At 47.7% G+C, this 25,894-nt stretch carries 21 protein-coding genes; 9 read left to right on the plus strand and 12 right to left on the minus strand.

Features of this window, described 5'->3' with window-relative positions; translation table 11 throughout:
• Window positions 1–5: 5 nt before the first annotated feature.
• From ACGHZ6_RS15630 to ACGHZ6_RS15660, 7 genes are all read right to left on the minus strand, one after another.
• Window positions 6–1,325, minus strand: a complete 1,320-nt coding sequence (locus ACGHZ6_RS15630) for an MmgE/PrpD family protein (RefSeq protein ID WP_390614922.1) — start codon at window positions 1,323–1,325, stop codon at window positions 6–8.
• 90 nt (window positions 1,326–1,415) lie between these two features.
• On the minus strand, window positions 1,416–3,206 hold the full coding sequence (locus tag ACGHZ6_RS15635; RefSeq protein ID WP_390614923.1) for an acyl-CoA dehydrogenase C-terminal domain-containing protein: 1,791 nt from the start codon (window positions 3,204–3,206) through the stop codon (window positions 1,416–1,418).
• A 79-nt stretch (window positions 3,207–3,285) separates the two neighbouring features.
• The gene (locus ACGHZ6_RS15640; protein WP_390614924.1) at window positions 3,286–3,975 is read right to left on the minus strand and encodes a glutathione S-transferase family protein; all 690 of its coding nucleotides are present in this window, start codon (window positions 3,973–3,975) and stop codon (window positions 3,286–3,288) included.
• Between the two features lie 13 nt (window positions 3,976–3,988).
• On the minus strand, window positions 3,989–5,434 hold the full coding sequence (locus ACGHZ6_RS15645) for an aldehyde dehydrogenase family protein (protein ID WP_390614925.1): 1,446 nt from the start codon (window positions 5,432–5,434) through the stop codon (window positions 3,989–3,991).
• 46 nt (window positions 5,435–5,480) lie between these two features.
• Window positions 5,481–6,407 carry an HpcH/HpaI aldolase/citrate lyase family protein gene (locus tag ACGHZ6_RS15650; protein WP_390614926.1) on the minus strand — a complete coding sequence of 309 codons (927 nt, stop codon included), beginning with the start codon at window positions 6,405–6,407 and terminating at the stop codon, window positions 5,481–5,483.
• 41 nt (window positions 6,408–6,448) lie between these two features.
• The gene (locus tag ACGHZ6_RS15655; RefSeq protein ID WP_390614927.1) at window positions 6,449–6,931 is read right to left on the minus strand and encodes a MaoC family dehydratase; all 483 of its coding nucleotides are present in this window, start codon (window positions 6,929–6,931) and stop codon (window positions 6,449–6,451) included.
• Window positions 6,932–6,943: 12 nt separating this feature from the next.
• Window positions 6,944–7,432, minus strand: a complete 489-nt coding sequence (locus ACGHZ6_RS15660) for a MaoC family dehydratase (protein ID WP_390614928.1) — start codon at window positions 7,430–7,432, stop codon at window positions 6,944–6,946.
• Window positions 7,433–7,837: 405 nt separating this feature from the next.
• Here ACGHZ6_RS15660 and ACGHZ6_RS15665 point away from each other — a divergent pair, with 405 nt between their 5' ends.
• From ACGHZ6_RS15665 to ACGHZ6_RS15675, 3 genes are all read left to right on the plus strand, one after another.
• Window positions 7,838–10,015 (plus strand): malate synthase G, encoded by a 2,178-nt coding sequence (locus ACGHZ6_RS15665; RefSeq protein WP_390614930.1) that lies wholly within the window; start codon window positions 7,838–7,840, stop codon window positions 10,013–10,015.
• Between the two features lie 25 nt (window positions 10,016–10,040).
• Entirely contained in the window at window positions 10,041–10,997 is a 957-nt protein-coding gene (locus ACGHZ6_RS15670) for an NAD(P)H-dependent flavin oxidoreductase (protein WP_390614931.1), read from the plus strand.
• A gap of 68 nt (window positions 10,998–11,065) precedes the next feature.
• Window positions 11,066–11,890: a substrate-binding periplasmic protein gene (locus ACGHZ6_RS15675; protein ID WP_390614932.1), complete on the plus strand. Its 825-nt coding sequence runs from the start codon at window positions 11,066–11,068 to the stop codon at window positions 11,888–11,890.
• Window positions 11,891–11,892: 2 nt separating this feature from the next.
• On the opposite strand, the gene ACGHZ6_RS15680 is transcribed toward ACGHZ6_RS15675, so the two are convergent.
• From ACGHZ6_RS15680 to ACGHZ6_RS15695, 4 genes are all read right to left on the minus strand, one after another.
• Complete coding sequence (locus tag ACGHZ6_RS15680; protein WP_390614933.1) at window positions 11,893–13,503, minus strand: GMC family oxidoreductase; 1,611 nt, start codon at window positions 13,501–13,503, stop codon at window positions 11,893–11,895.
• A 53-nt stretch (window positions 13,504–13,556) separates the two neighbouring features.
• A complete protein-coding gene (locus ACGHZ6_RS15685) occupies window positions 13,557–14,762 on the minus strand; it encodes an iron-containing alcohol dehydrogenase (protein ID WP_390614934.1) in 1,206 nt (401 codons plus the stop codon).
• A 124-nt stretch (window positions 14,763–14,886) separates the two neighbouring features.
• Window positions 14,887–16,041 (minus strand): acyl-CoA dehydrogenase family protein, encoded by a 1,155-nt coding sequence (locus tag ACGHZ6_RS15690; protein ID WP_390614935.1) that lies wholly within the window; start codon window positions 16,039–16,041, stop codon window positions 14,887–14,889.
• 83 nt (window positions 16,042–16,124) lie between these two features.
• Window positions 16,125–17,705: a class I adenylate-forming enzyme family protein gene (locus ACGHZ6_RS15695; RefSeq protein ID WP_390614936.1), complete on the minus strand. Its 1,581-nt coding sequence runs from the start codon at window positions 17,703–17,705 to the stop codon at window positions 16,125–16,127.
• A gap of 313 nt (window positions 17,706–18,018) precedes the next feature.
• Between ACGHZ6_RS15695 and ACGHZ6_RS15700 the strand changes: the two genes are divergently transcribed.
• The 4 genes from ACGHZ6_RS15700 (at window position 18,019) to ACGHZ6_RS15715 (ending at window position 20,975) form a co-directional block, all read left to right on the plus strand.
• Window positions 18,019–18,648 carry a TetR/AcrR family transcriptional regulator gene (locus tag ACGHZ6_RS15700; RefSeq protein WP_390614937.1) on the plus strand — a complete coding sequence of 210 codons (630 nt, stop codon included), beginning with the start codon at window positions 18,019–18,021 and terminating at the stop codon, window positions 18,646–18,648.
• 187 nt (window positions 18,649–18,835) lie between these two features.
• Entirely contained in the window at window positions 18,836–19,150 is a 315-nt protein-coding gene (locus tag ACGHZ6_RS15705; protein ID WP_390614938.1) for a hypothetical protein, read from the plus strand.
• Window positions 19,151–19,206: 56 nt separating this feature from the next.
• The gene (locus tag ACGHZ6_RS15710; RefSeq protein WP_390614939.1) at window positions 19,207–19,998 is read left to right on the plus strand and encodes a DUF2889 domain-containing protein; all 792 of its coding nucleotides are present in this window, start codon (window positions 19,207–19,209) and stop codon (window positions 19,996–19,998) included.
• Window positions 19,999–20,141: 143 nt separating this feature from the next.
• Window positions 20,142–20,975: an SDR family NAD(P)-dependent oxidoreductase gene (locus ACGHZ6_RS15715; RefSeq protein WP_390614940.1), complete on the plus strand. Its 834-nt coding sequence runs from the start codon at window positions 20,142–20,144 to the stop codon at window positions 20,973–20,975.
• Between the two features lie 54 nt (window positions 20,976–21,029).
• Here the strand turns inward: ACGHZ6_RS15715 and ACGHZ6_RS15720 are convergent, their stop codons facing one another.
• On the minus strand, window positions 21,030–21,584 hold the full coding sequence (locus tag ACGHZ6_RS15720) for a TetR/AcrR family transcriptional regulator (protein ID WP_390614941.1): 555 nt from the start codon (window positions 21,582–21,584) through the stop codon (window positions 21,030–21,032).
• 118 nt (window positions 21,585–21,702) lie between these two features.
• Here ACGHZ6_RS15720 and ACGHZ6_RS15725 point away from each other — a divergent pair, with 118 nt between their 5' ends.
• Both ACGHZ6_RS15725 and ACGHZ6_RS15730 read left to right on the plus strand, forming a co-directional pair.
• A complete protein-coding gene (locus ACGHZ6_RS15725; protein ID WP_390614942.1) occupies window positions 21,703–23,226 on the plus strand; it encodes an FAD-dependent oxidoreductase in 1,524 nt (507 codons plus the stop codon).
• Window positions 23,227–23,509: 283 nt separating this feature from the next.
• Window positions 23,510–25,852 (plus strand): TonB-dependent receptor, encoded by a 2,343-nt coding sequence (locus tag ACGHZ6_RS15730; RefSeq protein ID WP_390614943.1) that lies wholly within the window; start codon window positions 23,510–23,512, stop codon window positions 25,850–25,852.
• Window positions 25,853–25,894 lie beyond the last annotated feature (42 nt).

The following is a 25,894-nucleotide window of genomic DNA, read 5'->3' on the forward strand; positions in this document are numbered from 1 at the left end:
ATCCCTCAGAGTGAAACCGAGCTTACATCAGATATAAGCTGCGCCAGCAAAGTTTCTGCACGCTCTTTACCTATGCCGAAGCCCGCATTGCTGCGATACTTGTTAATGACCTGCGGTTCTAGCTGATCCAGCGTAGGCATATGATCAAACATGCTGTATTCAAAATCGAAGCTCTCACCTCCAGATAAGGAGAGATGGTAAACCACACGATCCGGTGTTTGTGTTTCTACCGTTTCAATGCTGACGTTACTACGCATCGTATTCACTGCGTTATCGCTCAACATGACGTCTGAAAATAACGCATCATCAGTCAAATCCCGCCCGCACAACGCCATGGCGACAACTTGAGGGAAACTGAACTTGCACTCTAAACCCGACGTGGGTTCTACAATGCCCGCCGTTTTAAATGACAGCGGAGCGACCTTCACAGTGATAGATTCAATGATATCGGCATTAATAGTGTATTCCCGCATCATCATCGCAATGCCATCGATACACGGGTGGGTGAAGTGACAAGAGGCATACAACTTGAACATATTCTGCAGTATCAAGTACTCAGAACCCGGCGCAATGTGAATATCTGATTCAGCCTTGCCGTCAAACAAATCCAGCAACCCTTGGGGCACTTCGAGACCATTATCAGGTGCAGTAAAGCCTTTGGCGACCAAACGCGCAGCCAATAAGCCACTCGCCGCAGCATTGCCAGCATTAAACGGTTTAGCCATAGTTCCGAAGGTGGATTTAACACCCGCCACCTGAGTTAGAGTTACCCCAAATGCCTGACAGGTTTGCTCCACTGACAATTTAAGTAGCTTGGCAGTAGCCGCTGCTGCACCAAACATACCTATCGTCGATGTGGTGTGAAATCCCTTGCCATAATGCTCAGGAGTTAATAACTGACCTACACGTGCAGCAACCTCGTAACCCGCAACGGTTGCTTCAAGAATTTCTTCAAATGAGTAATGTGCAGTACGGCTCTGCGCCATAATCGCGCTGATAACGGGGGCACCAATATGACCGGGCATTAACGCGTGTGAATCATCATAATCAATCGCATGGGTACTGGCACCAAACAGCAATGCCAAATTATTCGCCGCTATGCCATTGATAGCACCCGGCAGAAGTTTTTCAGCTGACCAATCCGTAATACCGAATTCCTCAGCGATAATTTTTACCAAGGGTTCGCCACCGCCTCGGTAAAAACAGCCCAGAGCATCGATTAATGCCAGACGAGCCATACGAACGACATCATCGGGTAAATTATCGAACTGGGTGTTACAGGCTATCTCCGCAATGGTTCGGGTTAAAGGTAATGACACGGTCACTGGTTATCTCTCTCGCAATGCCTAGCGTTGTAGCTAGCTCGCCTCTTTACCTGATCTGTTATCTTTGTGGCGTAGAGGCGAGCTTATCGTTTAAATTTGCAACATAAAGTCTTCTGCACTCATTGCCATCACTGCACTGGCATCTGCGGTCATGGATACAGCCAAACCTTCAGTGCGTGGCAAAATACGCTTGAAGTAGAAGTTAGCCGTGTTGATCTTGGCTTGATAGAAGGCTTTATCTGAAGCAGATTCAATCTTAGATTCTGCCAATAACGCTGCTTTAGCCCAGAAATATGCCAGCACTACATAGCCGGAGAACATCAGGTAATCAACAGAGGCTGCGCCCACAGTATCCAGATCTTGCATGGCCGCCATGCCCAATTGCCCTGTCACTTCAGACCATTTTTTACTTAACGCCTGTAACTGCTGGGTTAACTCATGATCAGGGTTGGCTTTACACAGGGCTTTAATTTCACCGATAAAGGGCTTCATCATCTCACCTTGTGAGCCCATTACCTTACGGCCTAACAGGTCCAGTGCCTGGATCCCGGTAGTCCCTTCATAGAGCATGGAGATACGACAATCGCGCACGTTTTGCTCAACGCCCCACTCTCGAATGTAACCGTGCCCGCCAAAACATTGCATCCCCAGGTTGGCGGATTCAAAGCCGACTTCTGTCAAGAAAGCTTTCAAGATAGGTGTCAGGAATTCCAGCTGCTCATGGGCAGACTTAGCTACCTCAGTATCGTCTGCATCATTGTCCAGATCAGCCAGTTTGGCGCAGTAGGCGACAAACATACGACCACCTTCCGCAAAGGCTTTTTGCGTCAGCAACATACGACGTACGTCCGGGTGCACAATGATCGGATCGGCAGCCGAATCAGGGGCTTGTGGACCTTTTAAGGAACGCATCTGCAAACGATCTCGGGCATAACCGGTGGATTTTTGCAGACCCAGCTCAGCGTGACATACGCCCTGCAGACCAGTACCAATACGTGCCGCGTTCATCATCAGGAACATAGCTCGCAGGCCTTTGTTTTCTTCACCAATCAGATAACCCTTGGCACCGTCAAAGTTCATGACACAGGTGGCAGAACCTTTAATACCCATTTTGTGCTCGATAGAACCACAGGTAACGCCATTAGGTTCACCTAAAGAGCCATCATCGTTCACACCAATTTTAGGCACAACAAATACAGAGATACCTGCTGTACCTGCAGGGGCACCTTCTACCTTAGCCAATACAATGTGAATAATATTCTCTGCCAGATCATTATCACCGGAGGTAATAAATATTTTGGTACCGGTAATGCTGTAGGTACCATCGGCATTGGCAACCGCCTTGGTTTTCATCAAACCCAAATCGGTACCACAGTGAGGCTCAGTCAGACACATAGTACCCAACCATTCACCAGAGATAATTTTTGGCAGAAACTTATCCTGTAATTCCTGACTACCGTAACCTTTGATGGTTTTTGCACCTGCGCCACCAAATCCAATCAGGCTACTCCAGGACCAATTAGCTGATCCACGCATTTCCATATTGGACAACAGCATGGATTCAGGCAGACCTTGACCTCCTTCTTCAACGGGATAATTCAGGCTTTGCCAACCAGCCTCTTGGTATTGCTGGTAGGCTTCTTTAAAACCACTCGGCGTAAAGACTTGGCCATCTTCCCAGCGACAACCCTCCTCATCACCGGTACGGTTGATAGGTGCTAGTACATTTTCAGCAAACTTGGCACTCTCTGCCCATATAGCCTGCACCATATCCTTGGTTACATCTTCGTACTTGGGAATACTTTGCAGGTGCTGTTCGTAATCCAGCAGTTCAAAATAGGTGAAATCGATATCACGCAAGGGGGCTTTATAGTCGTACATAGGGGCAACTCGATATAAAAAGATAAACTCGATATAAAAATGGAGCCTTGCGGCTCCACAAAAACTACAGGGGAAAAGTTTACGCTGGCGCCATCTCATCGATACGATTGATCCAGTCAGCCACGGCGGGGTAATCCGCCAAGAGATCCTGACCTTCTTTGGAATCCAGCAGACAATTAACCTCAGCAATGGCAGAGATATCCGCCAGGGTAATGCTATCACCCACCATCCAGCCGCCATCTTCAACCAGTGCAGCAATCGACTGGAAGTGACGATTGGCATCGGCAATAACTTGCTCGCGGGTTTTACGGCCCAAGCCTTGCGCGGCAACCAGTTGCTGGGAACCACTTAATACCAGGCTCAGGCCCTGCTCTTCAGTCAGCGTGGGCGGCATGGTTTCCATAAACTTTTTAATATTGCGACGGGCGTTGTGCTCCCAGGAAACACGCATGGTAATTTCATAGAAGTACAAGCTCTCATCCGCCCAGTCTTCCATGATATGCATGTGTGCTTTCAGCTTGGCATCGGCAGGCACCAGGGCTTTTTCTGGATACTTATCTTCCAAATAATAAGCAATATCGGTGGAATCACACACGACTTGCTCACCTTCGCGAATTGCTGGGAACTTGCCAAAAGGACTGACATCCTTTAACAGCGCCGTCTGTGCTCTATCAACTTCGTGGATATCGAATTCAATACCTTTAAAGTTAAGAATTCGACGTACCTTTTCACACAAGGGTGAGGATTTAAACTGGTATAACGTAATCATAATCTCAACAATCCTAAATCAGTTTGATAGAGATATTCTTGCTTTGGGTGTATTGCTTTAATGCAATCATGCCCTTCTCGCGACCAATGCCGCTCTTTTTATAACCGCCCATGGGGTGCTCTACGCCAGATTCCAGATAGTAGTTAACGTAGATCTGTCCGGCCTGAACTTTGCCGGCTACACGGTGAGCACGGGACAGGTCTTTGGTCCAGATACCTGCGGCTAAACCGTATTCGGTATCGTTGGCAATGGCGATGGCTTCTGCTTCGTCTTCAAACGGAATCAATACACCTACCGGCCCGAAGATTTCTTCGCGGGCAATGCGCATATTGTTATTCACATCACCGTAGATGGTCGGTTTCAGGTAAAAGCCATTTTCCAGACCTTCACCTTCAGCCTTTTCACCACCAGCCAATAAGGTAGCACCGTCTTCTTTCGCTACCTCAAAGTAACTTAAGACTTTTTCGTATTGATCTTTGTTGGCGATAGGCCCCAAGGTTGGGAAAGGATTATGCAAGCCTACGGGAATAAAGGCGGCAGTATCAGCTAGCATTTTGGAGAACTGGTCATAGATACTACGCTGAATTAATACACGAGTTCCCGCCAGACATACCTGACCGCTGTTGCCGACAAAGCCCATCAATACGCCCATCAATGCAGCATTGAGATCGGCATCTTCGAACACGATATCCGGGGATTTACCACCCAGCTCCAAGGTCACCGTCATGACTTTTTCGGCGGCAATCGCACCAATCGCCTGACCGGTTCTCACCGAACCGGTGAAGGCAATTTTGCTGATATCGGGATGACGTACCAGAGTATCCCCTGCTTCTGCACCCAGACCGGTGACCACATTCCAGACATTTGCCGGCAATCCGGCTTTGACTGCAATCTGAGCAAATACCAATGCGGTAACAGATGTAAATTCACTGGGTTTATGTACCACACAGTTACCTGCCGCCAACGCCGGAGCAATACTACGAGCGGTCTGGTTCAGAGGTGCATTCCAAGGCGTAATAACACCCACAACACCGTAAGGCTCATACACAGTATAAGAATGCTGCTCTGGCCCTACAGGAATGGTTTCACCCTGTAAGGAAGGCGCCAGGCCGCCGTAGTACTCAAAGTAGCTGGCAGCAGTGCCCAGAGTCATAGCGGCCGCTTCTACCGGCATACCCATTTCCTGGGATTCGAGACGACTTAGCAAGCCCATATTGTCACGCAAGGCGCGACCCACATCGGTCAGGATACGGCCACGTTCCAGCGGGCGCATATCCGCCCACGCCTGACAGGCCGCTTTCGAAGCAGCAATCGCCTGCTCGACATCGGCAGCCACACCGCGGGCAATTTTGGCAACCACGGTTTGATCGGCCGGGTTGATCGAATCCATATACTCACCCGAGGAAGGTGGTACATATTCACCGCCAATTAAATGGCCGTATTCCTGAACAGCTTGCATAAGACTTCTCTCTTCTCTCTGCACTTATATTTTCGTTCTCTAAAGCTTAGCCGACTTTGATACCGTAAAATTCAGCGTCTGCCAATACGTTTTTCAGCAGAGGAATTGCGGCTTCATCCAGCAGGCCACCGTCCGGGGTTTTGATCGCACCTTCACCACGGGCTTTAGCGGCTTCAAACATTTCCAGACCTTTATGAGCCAGCTCAACTTCTTCCTGGCTTGGACCAAATTCAGCCATTGCCACAGGTACCTGAGTTGGGTGAATCGCCCATTTGCCCACACCGCCCAGGGTTTTCACGTTGCGACATTCGTTACGGTAACCGTCCATATCCGGGATCAGCGCCCAAGGGCCATCCACATAGTCAGCACCGATAACGCGAGCAGCAACTGCCAGCGTGCTGCGCTGATGGTGCCAAATATCACCAGGGTAGTAGCGCGGTTTGCCGAAAGCATCACGGAAGTCAACGCCCTGTGCACGGGTGTAATCACCCACTCCAAACATCAGAGATTCGATACGGTCACTGGCCGCCGCGATTTCGTTAATGTTGTGAATACCTTCAACTTCTTCGATCAGAATTTCAAAACCAATTTTGTGAGGAATATTGTTTTCCTGCTCAATCAGTTCCAGCATGGTTTCAACAAAGTGAATATCACGCGCATACTTCACTTTAGGGATCACCAGAGTATCAATGTTGTGGCCCGCTGCAGCAACAACCTCTGTTAGATCTTGAATCGCCCAGAAGCTGTCAATACCGTTCATACGAAAACAACGTACGGTGCCGCCCCACTCCATTTCGTTAAACGCTTTGATCACGTTTTTACGGGCTTCCGGTTTCTTCTGTGGTGCTACGGCATCTTCCAGATCCAGAAAGATGTGATCCACATCCATGGCCAGGGCTTTTTCAATTTTTGGGATAGAGCTGCCCGGTACAGACATCATACAGCGACGACGGCGTTTAATTTTCTGACTCATAACTTACTTCCTAATTCTTTTACTTTATTGATTCTTTCTATTTACGCAGCTCTTTTACGTACTAAGGCTGAACGCTCACCTTGGAATACCAACTTATTGTTCTGATCAACACCATAGTGTCTAAAGTGAACAATGCCGGCGCCATCTTCTGAGTCTTCTTTACTCAGAACTTCGGTATAAGCGTATAAAGTAGAACCGTGCAAAACCGGGCCGGTTAATTTGATGTTATCCATAGCCAGCTCTCGGATAACGTTTTCACCGGTATCCTGATACGCCAGCCCAATCACAATAGAAATCGTGACACCACCAAAGACCAATGACTCATCAACATGAGCCAGCTTTAGGTCGTACATGGTTTTCATCAAATGATCATCAAAATGCGCGGATGCCGAGTTCATCACCATATGACAAATAGTCACAGCATCATTTTCAGTAACCGTTTTCCCGCGTGCATGACGATATACAGCGCCTACTTCGAAGTTTTCAAAGTAATTATCGCTTCCTGTTAAATGTTCGTTACTCATTGCAATGTTCCTTTACATGCCCAGGAAATTAGAGCGGTTATATTCGATAACCAGTTCACCGTGCTGGTTAAACCCTTCGGTTTTCCAGGTCACAATAGCCGCGCCTTTCTTGCTCTCGGAATAACGACGCTTAACCACCGTACTGCGAGATGTGAGGGTATCGCCCTCGTAGACAGGCTTATGGAACTTACAGTCACCAATACCAACAAAGGGGCCACGCAGGCTCAGGTCTTCAACAGACATACCCAGTACAGTGTTAAACACCAGCAGAGGTGCAACCTGTACACCAGGATGGCCTTCGGACTTGGCGTACTCTGCATTGAAGTACAGCGGGTTATACATCTGGGTCAGCGCCGAAAACAGGCTGTTATCACCAGCATTAATAGTGCGCCCCCAGTGGTGGTCAAATACCTTACCTTCATCAAAATCGGCAATTTTATTGCCCTTATCCCAGGGGACCGCCTTCTCCAGAAAGGCCAAGTCAGACTCTTGGTTACTCATACTTGCTGCCCTTATCTCTAGCAATGAACTTGGATTGCAAACCAGATTAATGCAGCACCAACTTACTTGTCAACCAATCAGTAAGATTAAGATATGTCTCACCGGTCACAAACGACTTCAGGTAGCAAGCAGGCGACGACTAATAACTAGAGGGTATTAGGGAATAAAAAAAACCCCGGGTTACCCCGAGGTTTAAGAGGTAGATAATTCCACCATCAGAGAGAGTCTATACATCGTTAAGGCCCCAACACAGAAGGACAACTAAACAAAGCATAGTTTGGAGATGATGCCTAGCAGCACCAACACCATTCATACTACACACAACTTACTAACTGTTCAACCAGTTTGTTGAATGGTAAGATCTGCCTTCATATAACCTATGAACATATACGAGAAATTGAGAATATGAGTAACCGCATCCAAAAAGGTGGTCTTCAGATAGACGAAACCCTGTATAACCTGGTTGAAAACGATATTGCGCCTGGCACCGGAGTTGATACCGATCACTTCTGGACTGAGTTTGAAAGTATCCTCAATGATCTGGCGCCAAAAAATAAAGCCCTGCTTGCCAAACGCGATGCCATTCAAGGACTCATCAATACCTGGCACAAGGAAAATAAACCCCATGATGCGCAAGCTTATAAAACCTTCCTGCAGGATATTGAATATCTGTTGCCAGAAGGCCCTGATTTTAAAGTTACCACGCAAAACGTTGACGAAGAAATTGCCACCCAAGCGGGTCCACAGCTGGTAGTACCTGTTAAAAACGCCCGTTTTGCACTAAACGCTGCTAATGCTCGTTGGGGTAGCCTGTACGATGCACTGTACGGTACCGATGCGATTTCAGAAGAAGGTGGTGCTGAGCGTGTGGGTGGTTACAACCCAACGCGCGGAGCCAAAGTAATTGCCTTTGCTCGCAACCACTTGGATACCGCTGCACCTCTTGCGAATGGTTCTCACGCTGACTCTACCCAATACGCTGTTAAAGGTGGCCAACTTGCAGTAACACTTACCGATGGTTCTGAAACCGGTTTGGCACAACCAGAAAAATTTCTGGGCTACAACGGCTCAGAAACAGCCCCAAGCGCGGTACTGCTGAAAAACCACGGCCTGCATATTGAGATTCAAATCGATCGCGAAGCCAGCATCGGTAAAACCGATGCCGCTGGCGTACAGGATCTGCTGGTTGAAGCTGCGGTTACCACCATTATGGACTGCGAAGACTCCGTTGCAGCTGTTGACGCCGAAGACAAGGTTGAGGTTTACAGCAACTGGTTAGGTTTGATGAAAGGCACTCTGAGCGAGACTTTCGTTAAGGGTGGAAAAGAAGTCACCCGTGCCATGAATCCGGATCGTGAATACCTTTCCCCGCAAGGCGAAAACTTTTCACTTCACGGCCGTTCTCTGCTGTTCGTACGTAACGTTGGTCACCTGATGACTAACCCGGCGATTCTGGATAAAGACGGTAATGAAGTTCCTGAAGGCATTATGGATGGCATGATAACTGTGCTTGCTGCTATGCATGATTTGCAAGGCAATACAGGCAGAAAGAACTCTCGTGCTGGCAGCGTCAATATCGTTAAACCCAAGATGCACGGCCCTGAAGAAGTGGCTTTTACCGTTGAGCTGTTCGAGCGCATTGAGCAGGCCCTGGGCCTGGAAAAGAACACACTGAAAGTTGGCATCATGGACGAGGAACGTCGTACTACGGTTAACCTGAAAGAATGTATCCGTGTTGCTAGTGAGCGTGTTGTATTTATTAACACCGGCTTCCTGGATCGTACCGGTGACGAAATCCACACCTCCATGCTGGCCGGTCCTTTTGTACCCAAGACTGTGATGAAGCAGCAAGCATGGATCAACGCTTACGAAGACTGGAACGTTGATATCGGTATCGAGTGCGGCCTGCCTGGTAAATCCCAGATCGGTAAAGGTATGTGGGCTATGCCAGACGAAATGGCAGCCATGCTGGAGCAAAAGATTGGCCATCCGAAATCCGGTGCCAACACTGCATGGGTCCCGTCTCCAAACGGTGCCACCTTGCACAGCACGCATTACCACCAGATCAATGTTATCGAGCGCCAAAAAGAACTGGCTAACCGTGAGCGCGCCAGTCTGGACGATATCCTGAGCATTCCTCTTATGGACAACACGGAAGGTGCTTTCAGCCTGACTGACGAGCAGATCAAGTTCGAGCTGGATAACAATGCACAGGGTATTCTGGGTTACGTTGTTCGCTGGATTGACCTGGGTGTAGGTTGCTCCAAAGTACCTGACATCAACAACGTTGGCCTGATGGAAGACCGTGCAACCCTGCGTATTTCTTCACAGCATCTGGCTAACTGGCTGGAGCACGACGTCTGCACTGAAGAGCAGGTAATGGAAGCCATGAAGCGTATGGCCGCGGTTGTAGATGAGCAAAACGCTGGCGACCCTGAGTACACCAATATGGCGCCTGGTTTTGACGGTATTGCGTTTAAAGCGGCTTGTGATTTGGTGTTTAAAGGTAAAGAGCAGCCAGCCGGTTATACCGAGCCATTGCTGCACGCTTATCGCCTGGAACGTAAAAAAACCAGCCACTAATCAGCCGCATAGTGGAGACAGTTACATGACCATTGATCTGACATTTGGCGGTAGAGTCCGCCTGCCTTTGATTACCGCTCCCATGTTTCTTGTCTCCACCCCAGAGCTCGCTTTAGCGGCTTGCTCTGCTGGTGTTATTGGCAGCTTTCCTGCACACGGCACGCGCACACGGGATGATTTTGAACGCTGGTTACAACAGATGGAATCCGGTATCCAGGTAATGCGCGATAAAGGCCTAAACCCTGCCCCCTACGCCGTGAATCTGGTTGTTCACCCCAGCAACAAACGCTACCCCGGTGACCTGGCCCTGTGCGAAAAATACAAGGTTGAGCTGATTCTGACGTCTAAAGGTGCGCCCAATGATGCCTTTGACAGAATTCATCAATACGGTGGCCTCGCTTTCCATGATGTCGCCACCAAGCGTCATGCCGAAAAAGCACTGAAAGCCGGAGCCGATGGCATTATTGCCGTCTGCACTGGCGCGGGCGGCCATACCGGGCAACAAAACCCTTTTGCGCTGGTACACGAAATCCGTCAACTCACTGACAAACCAATTATTCTTGCTGGCGCTCTGGGCACAGGCCAAGATATTTTAGCGGCACAAGTGATGGGCGCAGATATGGCCTATATGGGCACGCGCTTTATTGCCTGCAAGGAAAGCCTGGCGGCGGATGACTACTGCGAAATGCTGCTCCAGAGTCAGGCAACAGACGTTTTTGAAACCAGCGCCCTGGACGGCTTTCCAGCCAGCTTTTTAATCCCCAGTTTAAGAAATACCGGACTGGATATTGAGCAGCTAAAGAGAATGCTACCCGGAGATAAGATCAACGCCGATACCGTTAAAAAGCGTTACGCTGGTATTTGGGCATCTGGTCAAGGGTGCAGTAAGGTCACCACAAGGGAATCTGCCGTCACCGTCTGCGAACAATTAACCTGCGAATACCAAACGGCAAAACAACGCGTTATGACAGCTCTGGTCTAACCGGGACTGATTTATACGTGCAATAGGTCTATGCTTAAGGGAGGTTTGTATTCAGCAGAGACCTTATAATGACCCTCTCGGAAAACCGCTCCACAGTTAAGCTCAGACTTATACGTTTGGTTTATATTATCTATAGCTGCTTAATGCTCTTTTCCATATCGAGCAACGCTTCTACAGCGATTAACAATTCACAGATTACCCATATTACTGCAGCTGTATACAACGCCCCTCCCTGGGGCTGGAAAGCGCCTAATGGTCAAATTAAAGGTATTGGAGCTGAGCTCGTTAGAGACCTAGTACGGGAAATTGATCCCACAATAGAAGTCAAATTTGTATTAGGAGCAACCGAGCGGATGATTCAGCTTGTCCTTACTGGCCAAGTTGATATTCTAATGACGTTTTACGATGAACGATTAGCAGAGAAAGCTATTCACTTAAAACAAGGTATTTCTTATGAATACCAGGTCTGGAGCCTTTCAAAAACTCCACTTAACTCTGAGAAAGACCTGAACAATCTTCGCTTAGCCACCTCACAGTCTTATAAGGACATTCTGAATTTAAACGTCAAGTCTACTAACTATGTTAGTACCACCAAGAAATTAATTCCCATCTTGCTAAGCGGCCATGTAGATGTTGTAGCAGCACTTTCACACAGCTTAGAATTCAATGCCAGCAAACTCGGCTTTACCAAAAATGACTTTAACAGGTTAACCGTAAGATCATTTGAAACACACACTTGGATAAGTAAAAAATCGCAGATAAATACTGAACTTCAACGCTGGAAAGACGCATCTATCAAAACGTTGACAGATGAGTCATACAATCAACTTATCCAAGAGTTATTTCAAAAAGAAGCAAAACCAAGTAACAACACAGCTCAAAGCGAAACCTGAATTCAGTAATCCGCCAACACCAAATCAGCTCCTTTTTCACCAATCATAATCGCCGGCGCATTGGTATTGCCTGAGGTAATTACCGGCATGATTGACGCATCCGCTACACGTAACCCTGAGATACCATATAGTTTTAAACTCGGATCTACTACAGCACCCTCGTCAATTCCCATACGGCAGGTACCAGCTGGGTGATATACGGTACCTGCAGATTGACGGATATAGTCATCCAACACGTCATCCGACAAACTCTCAATGCCAGGCTCAGCCTCGGTTTCAATGATCTCAGCCATATGCGACTGCGACATAATTTCACGAATTTTTCGAATACCTTTACGCAAGACATCCACATCCCGCGGATCAGACAAGTAGTTCGCATCAATCAAACCGCGTTCTTTAGGATCTACTGATGTAATTCGCACTTCTCCACGACTGAATGGGCGAGTTTGAATTGCCGAGGCGGTAATACCATGCATCTCATCAATAACCACTTCACCACTATCCAACACATGGAAAGACAACGGACGCATTGCCAACTGTAGATCCGAGCGTTCAAGCTCTTCGGAGGACTTGAAGAAACCCACGATTTGGGAAGAGGTTGTATTTAACGCCCCTCGACCAGTCAATAACCACTTAATAGCCTCCAGGCCCATACGAGGCGTACTGCGCAACAAACTGTTACGACTGCCCGCCTTGCTCTTCATTCTGAACTTCACATGGCCAAACAGATGGTCCTGCAGGTTTTTACCGACTTCCGGCGCGTTAAGAACCGGCTCAATACCAATCGCCTGTAAGTGATCAGCATCACCAATTCCAGAGTGCTGAAGGATAAACGGTGTCCCAAGAGCCCCCGCACTCAGAATCACTTCTTTTTGGCAGCGTACAATTTCTATTTGACCATCAGCGGATTCCAGCTCTACACCAACAGCCCTGCCCTCTTCGACGATAACTTTTCGCACAGTCCCCGCCGTTCTTACGGTCAAGTTTTTGCGTTCTTTAACCGGATGCAAGAATGCTTTCGCTGTAGATTGACGACGGCCTTTATAGATAGTACCTAACAGATAACCCACACCATCCTGATCACCACTGTTTACATCGTCATTAAAGGGCATGCCCGATGCTTTTGCTGCTGACATAAACAACTGGGAGCTAGAGTGCAAGTCATCAACCCAGCTGAGCTTCAACTCCCCTTCTCGGCCGTGGTATTCATCTTTACCACCTGATTCCAGGTTTTCGGATTTTTTGAAGTAAGGCAGAACATCATCCCAGCCCCAACCTTCACAGCCCAGATCACACCAGTGGTCATAATCTTCTTTTTGACCACGGATATACATCATGCCATTGACGGAGCTACTGCCGCCCAGGGTTTTACCCTGCAACAACGCCAGTGAACGATTGGCAAAGGATTTAGCTACCCGCGTGGGGTTTTGCCAAACATAAGCCAGATTCTTTAAGACAAAACCCGCACCAGCGGGCACTTGAATCCAGGGGTTTTTATCTTCCCCACCGGCCTCAATCAGCAATACATTAAAACGTCCATCGGTAGTCAAGCGGTTTGCCAATACACAACCAGCTGATCCAGCACCAACAACAATAAAATCGTAATCAGACATGGGCTCTCATCTCTTGAAATTTTTTATCTTATTTTTAAATGCTGAAGGCTCTGCTATACACTCAGGGCTTCAACAAAACGTGTCGCCTGGGGATAAGTCATATATTTAGGGACAGCAAAGTAATCGAAAGCTTCTGTAATGGCCCTATCGACGATAACCGGGATATCCTGCTGTTGAATTTCCGGTACTTTGTTCGGCAGCGCCAAGTTTGTACACAGCAGCCTTACCTTCTGAATAAAACCTTCTGCCAAGTCTTGTTTACCAGAAGCAGCACCATCCATTCCAATTAGAACAGCTAACTCCGCCAACTCATCAACGATACTGTCAAAGGAATAATCGAGAACATAGGGCAAGATAACTGCATTCGCCAAACCATGGGGTACGTGATACATACCGCCCAACTGGTGTGCGAAAGCATGAACATAACCGACACCGGCATCTGCAATAGCTATACCCGCATGATAGGAAGCCACAGCCATAGCTTGTCGTGCTTTAATATCGGAGCCATTGTGGTACGCAGTTTCCAGATGGGAAAAGATCAGCTTTATCGCTATTTTTGCGTCACGCTTTACGTCTTCGTTCGCCCGGGTTGAGATAAAGGCTTCCACCGCATGGGTTAAGGCATCAACGCCGGTTGCCGCTGTCACTTTTGGCGGTAACCCCACCATCAGCGTTGGATCCAGCGCTGTCGCCTGGGGAACAAACTTGGTATCGGCCACGGTATATTTGCGCTTGGCCTGCGTATCGGTCACAACAGCAGCAACGGTAACCTCTGACCCCGTACCTGCTGTAGTAGGAATGGCAAACAGTGGCAAGGTTTTTTGTTTAAGCTTAAATGCGCCCTCCATGGCACTAATAGACATGGCATTGGTTACACCAGCGGCTATCACTTTGGCGGCATCCATGGGTGAGCCACCACCTATGGCCAGCACGGCATCACAGTCGGACTGCTTGGCTAAATCAATGCCCTGCTGCATTTGCTCGATGGTTGGGTTCGGTGAAACATTGCTGTAAACACAAACATTGATTCCCTCTTCCTCCAAGGCGTTTATACAGGCCTGATGCAGTCCCAGATTTTCCAGATCTTTATCGGTTACCAGCAATAACTGCTTTACATCATAACCGGCAATCAATTGGCATAACTGTTGAGAACTGTTTTCCCCCACCAACACCATAGGCCGCGGATTCTTGACCATTTTGGAAACCAGACTTACCGTGCCCATCCACAATTTATGTTTCAGAATGCGTAAACCGTACATACAACTCTCCCCCTAGATTGCTTAATGTAAAAACGCAAAGGCGCCAGACACACGCCAGCAAAAAAAGCCCAATAACGTGTTGCTACCAGGCTTTTTTTAAGATTTATCTGTGAGTATTAGGCCTCTATTTGCCCAACAGGTGGTCGGAAATAATGCGCTTTTGAATTTCTGAAGTGCCTTCAAAAATCTTGGTTAAGCGCGCATCACGCCAGTAGCGCTCGACCGGGAAGTGATGGGTATAGCCGGCACCGCCCAAAATTTGTAAGGCATCCGAGGTGACACGCTCGGCCATTTCTGCAGCGTAGTATTTCACCATGGCGGCCTCTTTATCGCAGCGACCACCGCTATCAATTTTGTCACAGACGCTGTACATCAACTGACGTGCCGCTTCGATTTCGGTCGCCATATTGGCAATTTTGAAACGAATATCCTGGAACTTGGCAATGGGACGACCAAACTGAACACGATCCTGAGCATATTGAATAGCACAATCCAGCGCACCCTGTGCGGCACCAATCGAACGTGCAGCAGTATGAGCACGAGGAATTTCCAAACCACTGGCCAACATCATAAAGGCCATATCCTTCTCACCAATCATAAAGTCTTTGTGGACTCGACAATTATCAAAGGACAACTCAAAGGTATTCCAACCGTAATAACCAATTTTTGGAATGGGACTACCGGAACAACCTTCAGGCAATTCACCCCGCGGTTTTTCTATCAGAAAGGCACTTAAACCCAGATAAGGTTTATCGGGGTTTTCTTCTTTTGGGGTGGTTCGGGTAATCACCATAATCGCATCGGAGCCATCAGCATAGGTTACCCAGTACTTGGAGCCATTGATCACGTAGTAATCGCCATCCTGCTCGGCACGGCATTTAATACCGGAAAGATCAGAACCAACATCCGGTTCGGATAAGGCAGCAGATAACAGGAAGTCACCGGTAACCGCACGGGGAACCAGGCGATCACGATGTTCTTCTGGCAGGGTTAACAAGCCTTTAATTTCAGAGCGGGCAATAATACTGCCCACACTCATCCAGCCACGGCATAACTCTTCGGCAATCAAGCAGTACTCAAAGCAACCCAGGCCGCTACCACCGTGCTCCTCGGCCGCCTTAATACCAAAGAATCCTAATTCTCCCATTTGCTCAATGACTGAGCGGGGAATCATGCCTTTTTGTGGATCCAGCTCATTTGCGAGTGGTAACACCACATTGTTGGTAAATTCCGCCGCCGTATCTTTGATCATCTGGCGCTCTTCGGTCATATAGCCCATAACGCTGGCTCCTATTCTCTTGCATCTCTTGGTCGGTAACTTTTTATACAGTTTTATAATATTTTTGTGTTTTAGATTTGAACTTAAACGGCGCGATCCAGACCTTTCCAGTAGGTATCACGAATCACTTTTTTATCAATTTTGCCCAGCGGGGTTTTGGGGAAATCGTCGACAAACTCAACACTCTTTGGTGCTTTAACGCTGCCCATCAATTCCTTGGCTTGTTGCATAATGGTTTCTGCATTAAGTGAGGCACCCGGTGCCGGCTGAATAATGGCTTTAACTTCTTCACCCCACTTCTCGCTGGGCACACCAATAACGGCTACACCGGCAACACCGTCCATTGCACCCAATCCCAACTCAACCTCGGCAGAGTACACATTAAAGCCGCCGGTAATGATCATGTCTTTTTTACGGTCAACGATATAAACAAACCCTTCGTCATCCATATAGCCAATATCACCGGTGAGGTGCCAACCGTTCTTGCGGATCTTGGCGGTTTGCTCTGGGGCGTTAAAGTAACCTTCGGAGACATTGCCACCCTTAACGCCAATTTCACCACGCTCGCCGACAGGCAAAGGATTGGCATCGTCATCTAAAATAGCAACTTCAGAGATTTCGGTGGCACGCCCAACACTGCGCAGACGCTCGTCGGAGGCCAATACACCATTGGAAATATAATCGGTAGGACGCATCTGGGTGATTTTCATGGGGCACTCAGTTTGACCAAAACCACTGCTCATTACCGGGCCAAACACCTCAATAGCCAGCTTCAATTGCGAAACAGACATAGGCGCGGAACCGGTTGCCATGTTTCGCAATGAGGAATAGTCAAACTCTCTTACATTGGGTTGCGCCAACAGCCCATAAATAGCCGTTGGGGGCAGGAATAAATCAGAAATACCTTCGACTTGAATGGTCTGCAATACATCTTGTAAATCAACTTTATCTTTAATCACAAAACGTGCACCCGCAGCCATTGACGTCAATGCAATACGACCGCCAACATGCGTCATAGGTGCAGCACACAAACAAACGGGGATATGGTCTGCTTCACGGTCCATAAACACTGTTGAGGAATAGGATAAAGCACGGAAATTGCGGTCACTCAGCATCACCCCCTTGGGTAAACCTGTAGTACCACCGGTCATCGGGATAGTAATGGTGTCGGTTTCTTTCCAGCTAACATCAAGCTCAGCTTTAGGAGCCTGTTCAGCCCATTCCATAAAGCTCGGCTGTCCTTCAATACCTTCAAAACAGGCGGAAAGCACCAACTTGTTACCTGCAGTTTCAACCTTCTCTAATGCCGAGGTAAACGCTTGCTGATAAATCAGGACATCGCAACCCAGGTTACCGAGTACTTTTACGTTATCATCTTCGGAGTTACGCGGATTGACCGGTATCCAAACACCACCAGCACGAATAATCCCCAGTGTTGCAATAAAGGCTTCGGCAGAGTTTAAGCTGTAGATTGCCGCGTGCATGCCCTTTTTGAACCCTGCACCCGCCAGCGCTTGAGCAACCTTTGTCGATAACAACTGCACCTCACCATAGGTGTAGGATTGCTCCTCAAATTGCAGGCACACGCGCTCGGAGAAGAGCCCAAAGGCTTCATCCAGAATCTCAACCAACGGCTTATCAAAACGGGCTTTATCGACTGTCATTTACTACTTTCCTCAAGATCCAAAGGGACCTAAATATCATCGCTCTCTATAACAAGATTAGCAGGGTAAGCTCTTTTCCAAGACTATGGTGGACACTAGGCCATCATTACTCCCACCATGCAGGCTTAAAGATTACCCACCACACAACATACTTGTCAACCAATAAGTAAGTTGGTAAAACCTATACTATATCATTGCAGGAATAGCGCCAAACCCCGCCAACTACCGGGGTCTATGGCCCCGATAGCCAAGAATATTCTCAACTCCTTGATTTCACTGTAGAATATTGGCGCACATTGCAAGGACCCCCACTATGGCAGCAGCAAAAAAACGTCGTACTCAAGCAGAGAGAACCGAAGCCTCAGACAAGGCCATGTTTAAGGCCGCTATCGCCCTGATAGCCAAAGAAGGCCCCAGCAAGATGACGTTAGCCAGCGTTGGCAAGAAGGCAGGGTTTAGTGGCGGCCTGGTCAGTTATCGCTTTGGCTCCAAAAGCAACCTACTGAAAGCCACCGCCGATCGCATTCTGGAGCTCTGGCAAAGCCGGGTAGTTGACCCCGCACTCTCTGAAGAACTCGAAGACGATGCGACAGCCCAAATCAAAACCGTCTCTCGTCTGTATCTTGAAGCAGTAGCGGCCAAGTCGGATCTGATCATGGCCCAGTTCCGGCTAATGAACGACAGTTACTCTACCTACAAAGAACTGCAACCCACTTTTCAGGAATACGATCGAGCCGTACGCAACAATCTGGTCGAACGTATACAAGCTTTTCAAGACAAGGGCAGTATCCGCAAAGATATCGATGTCGAATCCATTGTTATCAGTCTGGTTGGCACCTTACGTGGTGTCGCGGTACAGTACTTTATCGATAGCGAAAGTGTTGATCTCAAGAAGGTGTACAAAACCATGGAAGATTTGACAGACAGCCTACTCGCCGGGTAAACCACCCGCAACAAGCGCCACACAAAATTATCTCTGGCGCCATCCGCCAGAGATCTTGCCCGTATCGATTTTTATAATAACTGCTCTACTCCTAACCGATTGAGCAGCTTATGACCCCTTCCACACAACTTGCCAAGTTACACCCACAGATAGTTAGGCCTCCATACACATTGCAGGGAGCATACTAATGCATGAACTTGCAGCAACCTTGATGCTAGTGTCTGGGTTTACTCATCAAATCCCTTTCATCCGAAATGGCATTGAAAAGGAAAGCATTGGCTCCAGTGTATTTGGCATAACCTACTTTTTAATAGGCTTGGGGCTTTTAGCAGGCAGCTCTATTGCAATAATTTGCGGAGCTATTTTTCCTACTATAGGGCTATTGCTGGGGAGTTATCTGTTTTTCTTTGTCAAAAAAGATGCTCTTACGCCACTGCATTTGATCATTGATATCGTGGTCATTACCTATTGCGCACTTACTTTTCTGCCAACCAGTAATTGACAGGAGCGATAAATAAGATAGCCTAGTGCTGATGTTCATCTCGCACAGGTTATCTTATGCTGTTGTTTGACTATGCCGATGAAAGCTACGGCACAGGCACGTTTCGTCGCCATATCCATATTAAAGCCACTTCAAGTACCTGCATCAAAGGTTATCTTGAAGATGAACCTCATGCTTTTTCTGTTGAGCTGCAGCACGATCAATCCAAGATAACCTCAATAGAAGCCACCTGGGTAAGACACCCCACCAGCACTTGCCCTGGCGCAATCGATAAACTTAAAGAACTTGAAGGTGCGCCACTATCGAGTAACCCGCTTGATATCAGAGCGTTTAGCGACAGCAAAAGTCATTGCACTCATTTCTTTGACCTTACCGCCCTGATGATAACCCACGCCTATAACACTAATAGAAGTACCAAGAGTAGTGATATCGGTACAGTATTTTTCTACACCATGGCTATCACCGATGAAGCGAATGGCCTCAGCACAGCCAGACTGAACCTGAACGGAAAAGAACTTCAGTACTGGTCAATGAAGCACGGCACCATAGAATCTCCCTCACACCTAAAAGGTCAAAATCCCATGATGGGCATGACATCATGGGCCAAAGACAAGCTATCCGTGCAGGAGATATCTGAAGTTCTCTGCCTGCAAAAGGCGATTTTTGTAGCCACGGGACGACGCTTTAAACTCAACGAGCTTCAAGGCGCTAACTGTAAAGAGGTTGGCCAACCGATAGGCCAATGTTATGCCATGCGCGATGGTAGAGAAGAAGAGTCTATCCGTATAGGCAAACGCATTGATTTCACAAACACGCCTGAAGACATGCTGCAATTTATAGATCCCTGAGCACTACACCAGAACTACACCAGCACAACACAAGAAGAAAAAACTTGCCCATTGCGCCACTCAAAATAGTTATTGGCACATATTGCATGTAGACATAATCAAGAGTCTGGTAGGTTAGCCCCCCAATTGTTTGAGGTATTAAAATGAGCAAAAAGCGCGTATTAATGATCGGCGTATCAACCGGTGTTGGATTTATGGCTGCCGAAAAGTTACTGCAAGAGCATAACTGTGAAGTCTATGCAGCAGCACCAGATATTGAACCTATGCGTTCTTTAGAAGCGTTAGGTGCAACCTTGATCGAAATCGATGTCACATCGTCAGAGTCTGTGAATAACGCCATCACGCAAGTGATAGAGCAGGCAGGTGGGATTGACGTTGTGCATTTCAACGCTGGTCTTAATATTGCGGGTGCTATAGAAGCAGTCCCCGAAGAAATGGTAGAACGTATCTATCAGGTCAATGTATTTGGTTTGGCCCGGGTGATACGTGCTGTTACACCACAACTCCGCAAACAGCGCGCAGGCCGCTTTATTGTCACCGGCTCTGTTATCAGCCACTTCACCGCCCGTATGATGGGCTGGTATTCCTCCACCAAGCATGCACTTTATGCGATCATGACCGCCTTTCGCCAGGAAGTGAGTGAATTTGGTATTGAAGTTGTGGTTATCGAACCTGGCCAAATAAACACCGGCTTTGATCAGGCTGCCATGGCACGGGTAGAAGCCATGGGCCATCCTGAAGACTACACGCACCATGTGGATGAATATATCAACATGAATACTGCATTACTGACAAAAGCACAGGACGGCACCACCACTGCTGCGGCTATGGTGAAAGCAATTACCGATTCAACTCAGCCTAAACCGGTTATACGCACAACAGCCGATGCTGTCTATGTGCCTTTGATTAAGCGGCTATTGGGCGTAAAGGGGTTTGATCGTATGATGATAAAAGCTTACCGAAAATACCGAAAATAGCACCGAAAATAACACCGTTATCGATGCAGTCCCGAAGAGATGACAAAGTTCGTATTAATGGGCAATGCCATCTAATTGCTCGACCATCTCTTCCGGCTCTTCCTGCATACCCCGCTTTAACCAACTCATAAAAACCGCAGCCATCCCGCCTGCACGGTAGAGAAAATCGTAATCATCCTCAGAATGGAATGCCATAAAGTGTTTTTCTATTTCCATTCGATAATGAATAAAACGCGCTGCAAACCATTCTGGTGAGATCAAAGGCTGCAATAAACGCACGCGCTCAGCGTTATTCCTAAATGCCAAAAATGCCTGACGATGAATTTCACGATGACTGCGCTGTTCAGGATCCAAATCATAAACAATATCCAGAAACAGACGAAATACACGCTCTGTTTCAAAGTGCAAAACGGCTTCTGTATTTTCAAAGTGACGATAAAAGGTTTGCCGCCCTACCCCTGCTCGCTTGCATATATCCGTAACTGTTACATTACCGGAACCAGACTCCAACAATTGGTAATAAGCCTCAACAATCCACTGCCGTGAATTGTCGATCTGCTTTTGCTTGCGACTGGGCTCAGGTGTTGCCGGTTGCTCAATATGAGACATCAGGAGACCTTTGTACCGTTTTCAAGCCACATAACGTAAATACCTTCACCTCGTTAACGCGCAATCTTAGTATGAACCAAATCATGACCAGAGAACAATGACGATCAGGAGTAAAGACATGAAACAACATCATGCGGATGTAGTGATTATAGGTGCTGGAGCAGCAGGTCTAAGCTGTGCGCTGACCGCGCTTGAAGCCGGATCAAAGGTCATCAATATCGAGCGTTCCACCCAGGACATGATGGGTGGTAATACCCGCTGGACCGAAGCCAACCTGTTGCTGCAAGGCGGTCCCGAGCAAGAAGGCTTCGAGCTCAATGATATGTTTTACTTGTCCTATGCCATTAACAAAGGCTTCCATGTTGATCCAGACATTGAAGCAGAGACCGTTAACGACTATGAAAACTGGTCTGCCTTGGCCAAGACCACACAATTTGTTGACCCGGAATTACTGGGTACATTTGCCGATAGTATCCCACCAACACTGGAGTGGCTCACTGAACGCGGCGTCCAGATTAATCCCAAAGAACCTGAAACCATCCCCTTCTGCATGCCCACCCTCCCCTATGTAAAAATCTACGGCGGCGGCCTGGCCATTATTGAAAAGCTGGTACCACAAATTGAAGAAAAAGGTGGTCAATTTCTGTTTGAAACCACAGCCCATAAGCTGATCGAAGAAAACGGCACTGTTGTCGGCGTCCGATGCAGCGGTAAAAACAATGAAACCATCGACGTCTTTGGCAAGGTGGTACTCGCCTCCGGGGGTTTCGAAGGCAACCCGCAAATGCTGGTGCAATACGGCGGCCAGGAAAAACGCTATATGCGCCCTGTCGCCAAAGGCGGTCTGTACAATAAAGGTGAAGGATTGCGTATGGCACTGGAGCTAAATGCCGCAGCCGCTGGCGATTGGTCTGACTGCCACCAACAGGTTGTAGACTCGCGTACCGGCTTGCAGGAAGCCATGGTGAATATTTGGCCCTTTGGCATTATGGTGAATCAAAAGGGTGAGCGCTTTATGGATGAAGCCCCCAACAATATTTTGGAATGGCAAGAAGAGCCTCCGGCCCACATTACCCGTCAACCCGGTGGTATCGGCTACATCATTTATGACGAAAAGTTGGCCAGCGATACGGAATCCAGCTGGAAATATGGTATCCGTACCGATATGCCACCTGTTCAAGCCAACAGCCTGGAAGAGCTGGCAGCACTGCTGATGATTCCGGTCGCAACACTCAAGCAGACCGTGGCGGATTACAATGCCAGCTGTGTTAATGCCGATAAAGTGAATCGCTGTATTGGCGATCAAAATGTTGATTTTATGTCTATCGACATTGCCAATCACCAGTTCTTTGACGGCGCCGGCACCGAGGGCGTGTACCCGCCAAAACAAAACTATGCCGCGCCTATCGACAGCCCTCCTTACTATTGCTATCCCGCAATCTCTTCCATTTGCTTTACCCATGGTGGCCTGCGCGTTAACGGTAATGCTCAAGTCGTTAACTCCAGCGGCGAAGTCATCCCCGGGCTCTATGCTGCCGGTGAGACGGTGGGCATGCACTATGGTATCTACACGGTGGGCACCTCGGTTTTACGTGGATTGTGTTTTGGCCGCATTGCCGGTGCACATGCAACCAATTCTTAACGCACTGTTTTATAAGGAGTTATTTCCAGCAATAGCAAAATTGATAATGTCACCGGTCAAAATCGGTTGATTATTATCTTGAGGTCATATAACTTACTATTTAACCAGTTAGTAATATTCTCATATAGATCCCCAAGTTATTTCGCACTTGGGGATCTCGCACCCAACATACTTACTGGCCATATAGTTTGTATTTATAAAAAGCGACGATCTTAGGTCCATGAATCGCCTCGCATAAAAACAATAACGCAAGACAAAACCCAAGAGATAAAGAGAGGACGCGATGATTAAAAAATCACTGCCACTTGCCGTTGGTCTGATAATGTCAGCCCCTACCCTTGCCCAGGATGATACTTCAGGCTTCACCCTGGAAGAGATCGTTGTAACTGCCCAAAAACGTGAACAGAGTCTGCAGGATGTACCCATCGCGGTTACCGCCTACGACTCAAACGCATTAAAAGCGCAGGGCATTCAGGAGGTCACCGACCTGAATAAAGCTAACCCTAGCTTCCATATCAACGTCCAGCAAAACAAAGTCTCCAACAGCCCAGTGCGTATTCGCGGTATCGGTACCAACGGTACTAACGCGGCGTTTGAAGGTGCCGTTGGCCTGTATGTAGATGGTGTATACCGCAGTCGCCCAGGCATGGTGTTATCGACATTTAACGATGTTGGTGGGATTGAGATTCTTCGCGGCCCTCAGGGTACCCTGTTTGGTAAAAACACATCAGCAGGCGCCATGATCATCACTTCCCAGGCACCGGAGCATGAATTCTCTGCAGGCGGTGAAGTAACCGTGGGTAACTACGATAAAACCCGTGGCAATTTTTATGTTACCGGTGGCGTGACCGATGAACTGGCTCTGCGTGCCTCTATCGTTTATGACAAAGCAGATGGTTTTTATGAAAACAATCTGACCGGTAACAATTCGATGAATACCGATACCCAGTCAATCAAACTTCAAGCGCTATACGAGCCAACCGAAGACCTGAGTATTCGCACCATCATTGATTACACTGAAGCCGATGAAAAGTGTTGTTACGGCATGTCTACCCGACTGGATGCCCCTTCTGCGCTTGACCAGGCAGTGGTTGGTCCATCAGTAGCAGCCAAAGGTATTTCTTATTTCACCAATGGACGTTATACCGAAGACCGCCCTATCAATCAGGACGGCAAGGATATTTCACGTGATCGCGGAATTAGCATCGATGTGAATTATGCACTTAATGAAAACATGGATTTGCGTTCCATCACCTCATACCGAGAATACAAAAATGCTCAAAGTGAGGGTGACTGGGATTTTAATCCGTATGACTGGGGTTCTGATTACGCCCAATCCTATGAGTTTGAAACCTTTACTCAGGAATTTAACCTGACCGGAAACACTGAACTCGGCGACATTGATGTCGAATATGTATTGGGATTGTTCTACTCCAATGAAGATCTAATACATAATCTAAGTTACGGTACCGGTGAGGATATGCAAGTTCTGGCTTTGGGACTGGGTGGCGCAATCGAAAACCCTGACGCTATTGCCGTTAATAATTTATATACTCTGGAAGACGAAGTTAGAGCAGTTTACGGCCATTTTACTTTCGCTTTATCTGAGCAAATTAATCTGATTGCCGGTGTTCGTTATTCGGAGGAAGAAAAAGAACTGACACTGGAAAATCTGATCGGTACTGATGCCGAGTACTGGGCATACTCACTGGCAAATCACCAAGTATTCGCCACCTTGGGATCAGGCTCTCTTTCTGGTCCTGAGGGTTCCGAAGGTATTGATGAAGAAGAAGTGACTTACACGTTAGGGGTACAGTACTTCCCAACAGAAGATACTCAGGTTTACGCCAACTATTCCAAAGGTTACAAAGCCGGCGGTATTTCCATGAATGTGAATGCCATGGGTGCGTTTAACCCTGCCAGCCCGTCACCTACTTTTGATCCTGCTGTCTATGCTCCCGAGTATGTCGATGCCTATGAAGTTGGTATTAAAACCAATTATCTCGAAGGTGCTGGCCGCTTGAATATCGCGGTGTTCTATAGCGATTACCAGGATATCCAGGTGAACAGTTGGGACGGCCTGAAGTTCAATACCGGTAATGCGGAAACCGCCGTGACGCAAGGTATTGAAATTGAAAATATGCTGGCCTTGTCTGAAAACCTGATTACCAATGTTGCCATTACCTATCTTGATGACACCAGCTTTGGTGAAGTGCCTGCCACATTCGACCCAGAAGGTAGAATGACCGATCGCGATCAGGCCTTCGCACCTGAGTGGGCAGGTAATATCGGTTTAATGTACGAAAACAATTTAAACGATAGCCTTGAAATCTACGGCAATTTCAATCTGAGTTATACCGGTAAGCACTGGGTATCCAATGATGTGGATGTAAAACAGAGCTATTCATTGGTTGATCTGTCTCTTGGCTTACGCAGCACGGATGGCATTTGGGATATTGCATTTTTCTGTCAAAACTGTGGCGACAAAGAATATATCACCAATGGCTTTACCGCACCGTTCCTGGGTACTGTTTTGCAACAAGTTGATCCAAGTGCTGAAGACGTCGTTATGATCAACACCGGTGCTCCTCGCACTTACGGTGTAACCGTAACCGCTAACTTCTAATCACACCTCCGCTTAGGGCAAGCATTGGCTTGCCCTTTTTTA

This window comes from Maricurvus nonylphenolicus, assembly GCF_042854845.1.
GTDB lineage: Bacteria > Pseudomonadota > Gammaproteobacteria > Pseudomonadales > Cellvibrionaceae > Maricurvus > Maricurvus nonylphenolicus.

Coding starts and splice junctions, on each gene's coding strand:
- ACGHZ6_RS15660 (WP_390614928.1), bottom strand. CDS start 7,432: ATGAGTAACCAAGAGTCTGACTTGGCCTTTCTGGAGAAGGCGGTCCCC.
- ACGHZ6_RS15680 (WP_390614933.1), bottom strand. CDS start 13,503: ATGTCTGATTACGATTTTATTGTTGTTGGTGCTGGATCAGCTGGTTGT.
- ACGHZ6_RS15675 (WP_390614932.1), top strand. CDS start 11,066: ATGACCCTCTCGGAAAACCGCTCCACAGTTAAGCTCAGACTTATACGT.
- ACGHZ6_RS15670 (WP_390614931.1), top strand. CDS start 10,041: ATGACCATTGATCTGACATTTGGCGGTAGAGTCCGCCTGCCTTTGATT.
- ACGHZ6_RS15705 (WP_390614938.1), top strand. CDS start 18,836: ATGCATGAACTTGCAGCAACCTTGATGCTAGTGTCTGGGTTTACTCAT.
- ACGHZ6_RS15665 (WP_390614930.1), top strand. CDS start 7,838: ATGAGTAACCGCATCCAAAAAGGTGGTCTTCAGATAGACGAAACCCTG.
- ACGHZ6_RS15690 (WP_390614935.1), bottom strand. CDS start 16,041: ATGGGCTATATGACCGAAGAGCGCCAGATGATCAAAGATACGGCGGCG.
- ACGHZ6_RS15645 (WP_390614925.1), bottom strand. CDS start 5,434: ATGCAAGCTGTTCAGGAATACGGCCATTTAATTGGCGGTGAATATGTA.
- ACGHZ6_RS15715 (WP_390614940.1), top strand. CDS start 20,142: ATGAGCAAAAAGCGCGTATTAATGATCGGCGTATCAACCGGTGTTGGA.
- ACGHZ6_RS15650 (WP_390614926.1), bottom strand. CDS start 6,407: ATGAGTCAGAAAATTAAACGCCGTCGTCGCTGTATGATGTCTGTACCG.
- ACGHZ6_RS15700 (WP_390614937.1), top strand. CDS start 18,019: ATGGCAGCAGCAAAAAAACGTCGTACTCAAGCAGAGAGAACCGAAGCC.
- ACGHZ6_RS15695 (WP_390614936.1), bottom strand. CDS start 17,705: ATGACAGTCGATAAAGCCCGTTTTGATAAGCCGTTGGTTGAGATTCTG.
- ACGHZ6_RS15730 (WP_390614943.1), top strand. CDS start 23,510: ATGATTAAAAAATCACTGCCACTTGCCGTTGGTCTGATAATGTCAGCC.
- ACGHZ6_RS15685 (WP_390614934.1), bottom strand. CDS start 14,762: ATGTACGGTTTACGCATTCTGAAACATAAATTGTGGATGGGCACGGTA.
- ACGHZ6_RS15710 (WP_390614939.1), top strand. CDS start 19,207: ATGCTGTTGTTTGACTATGCCGATGAAAGCTACGGCACAGGCACGTTT.
- ACGHZ6_RS15720 (WP_390614941.1), bottom strand. CDS start 21,584: ATGTCTCATATTGAGCAACCGGCAACACCTGAGCCCAGTCGCAAGCAA.
- ACGHZ6_RS15725 (WP_390614942.1), top strand. CDS start 21,703: ATGAAACAACATCATGCGGATGTAGTGATTATAGGTGCTGGAGCAGCA.
- ACGHZ6_RS15635 (WP_390614923.1), bottom strand. CDS start 3,206: ATGTACGACTATAAAGCCCCCTTGCGTGATATCGATTTCACCTATTTT.
- ACGHZ6_RS15640 (WP_390614924.1), bottom strand. CDS start 3,975: ATGATTACGTTATACCAGTTTAAATCCTCACCCTTGTGTGAAAAGGTA.
- ACGHZ6_RS15655 (WP_390614927.1), bottom strand. CDS start 6,931: ATGAGTAACGAACATTTAACAGGAAGCGATAATTACTTTGAAAACTTC.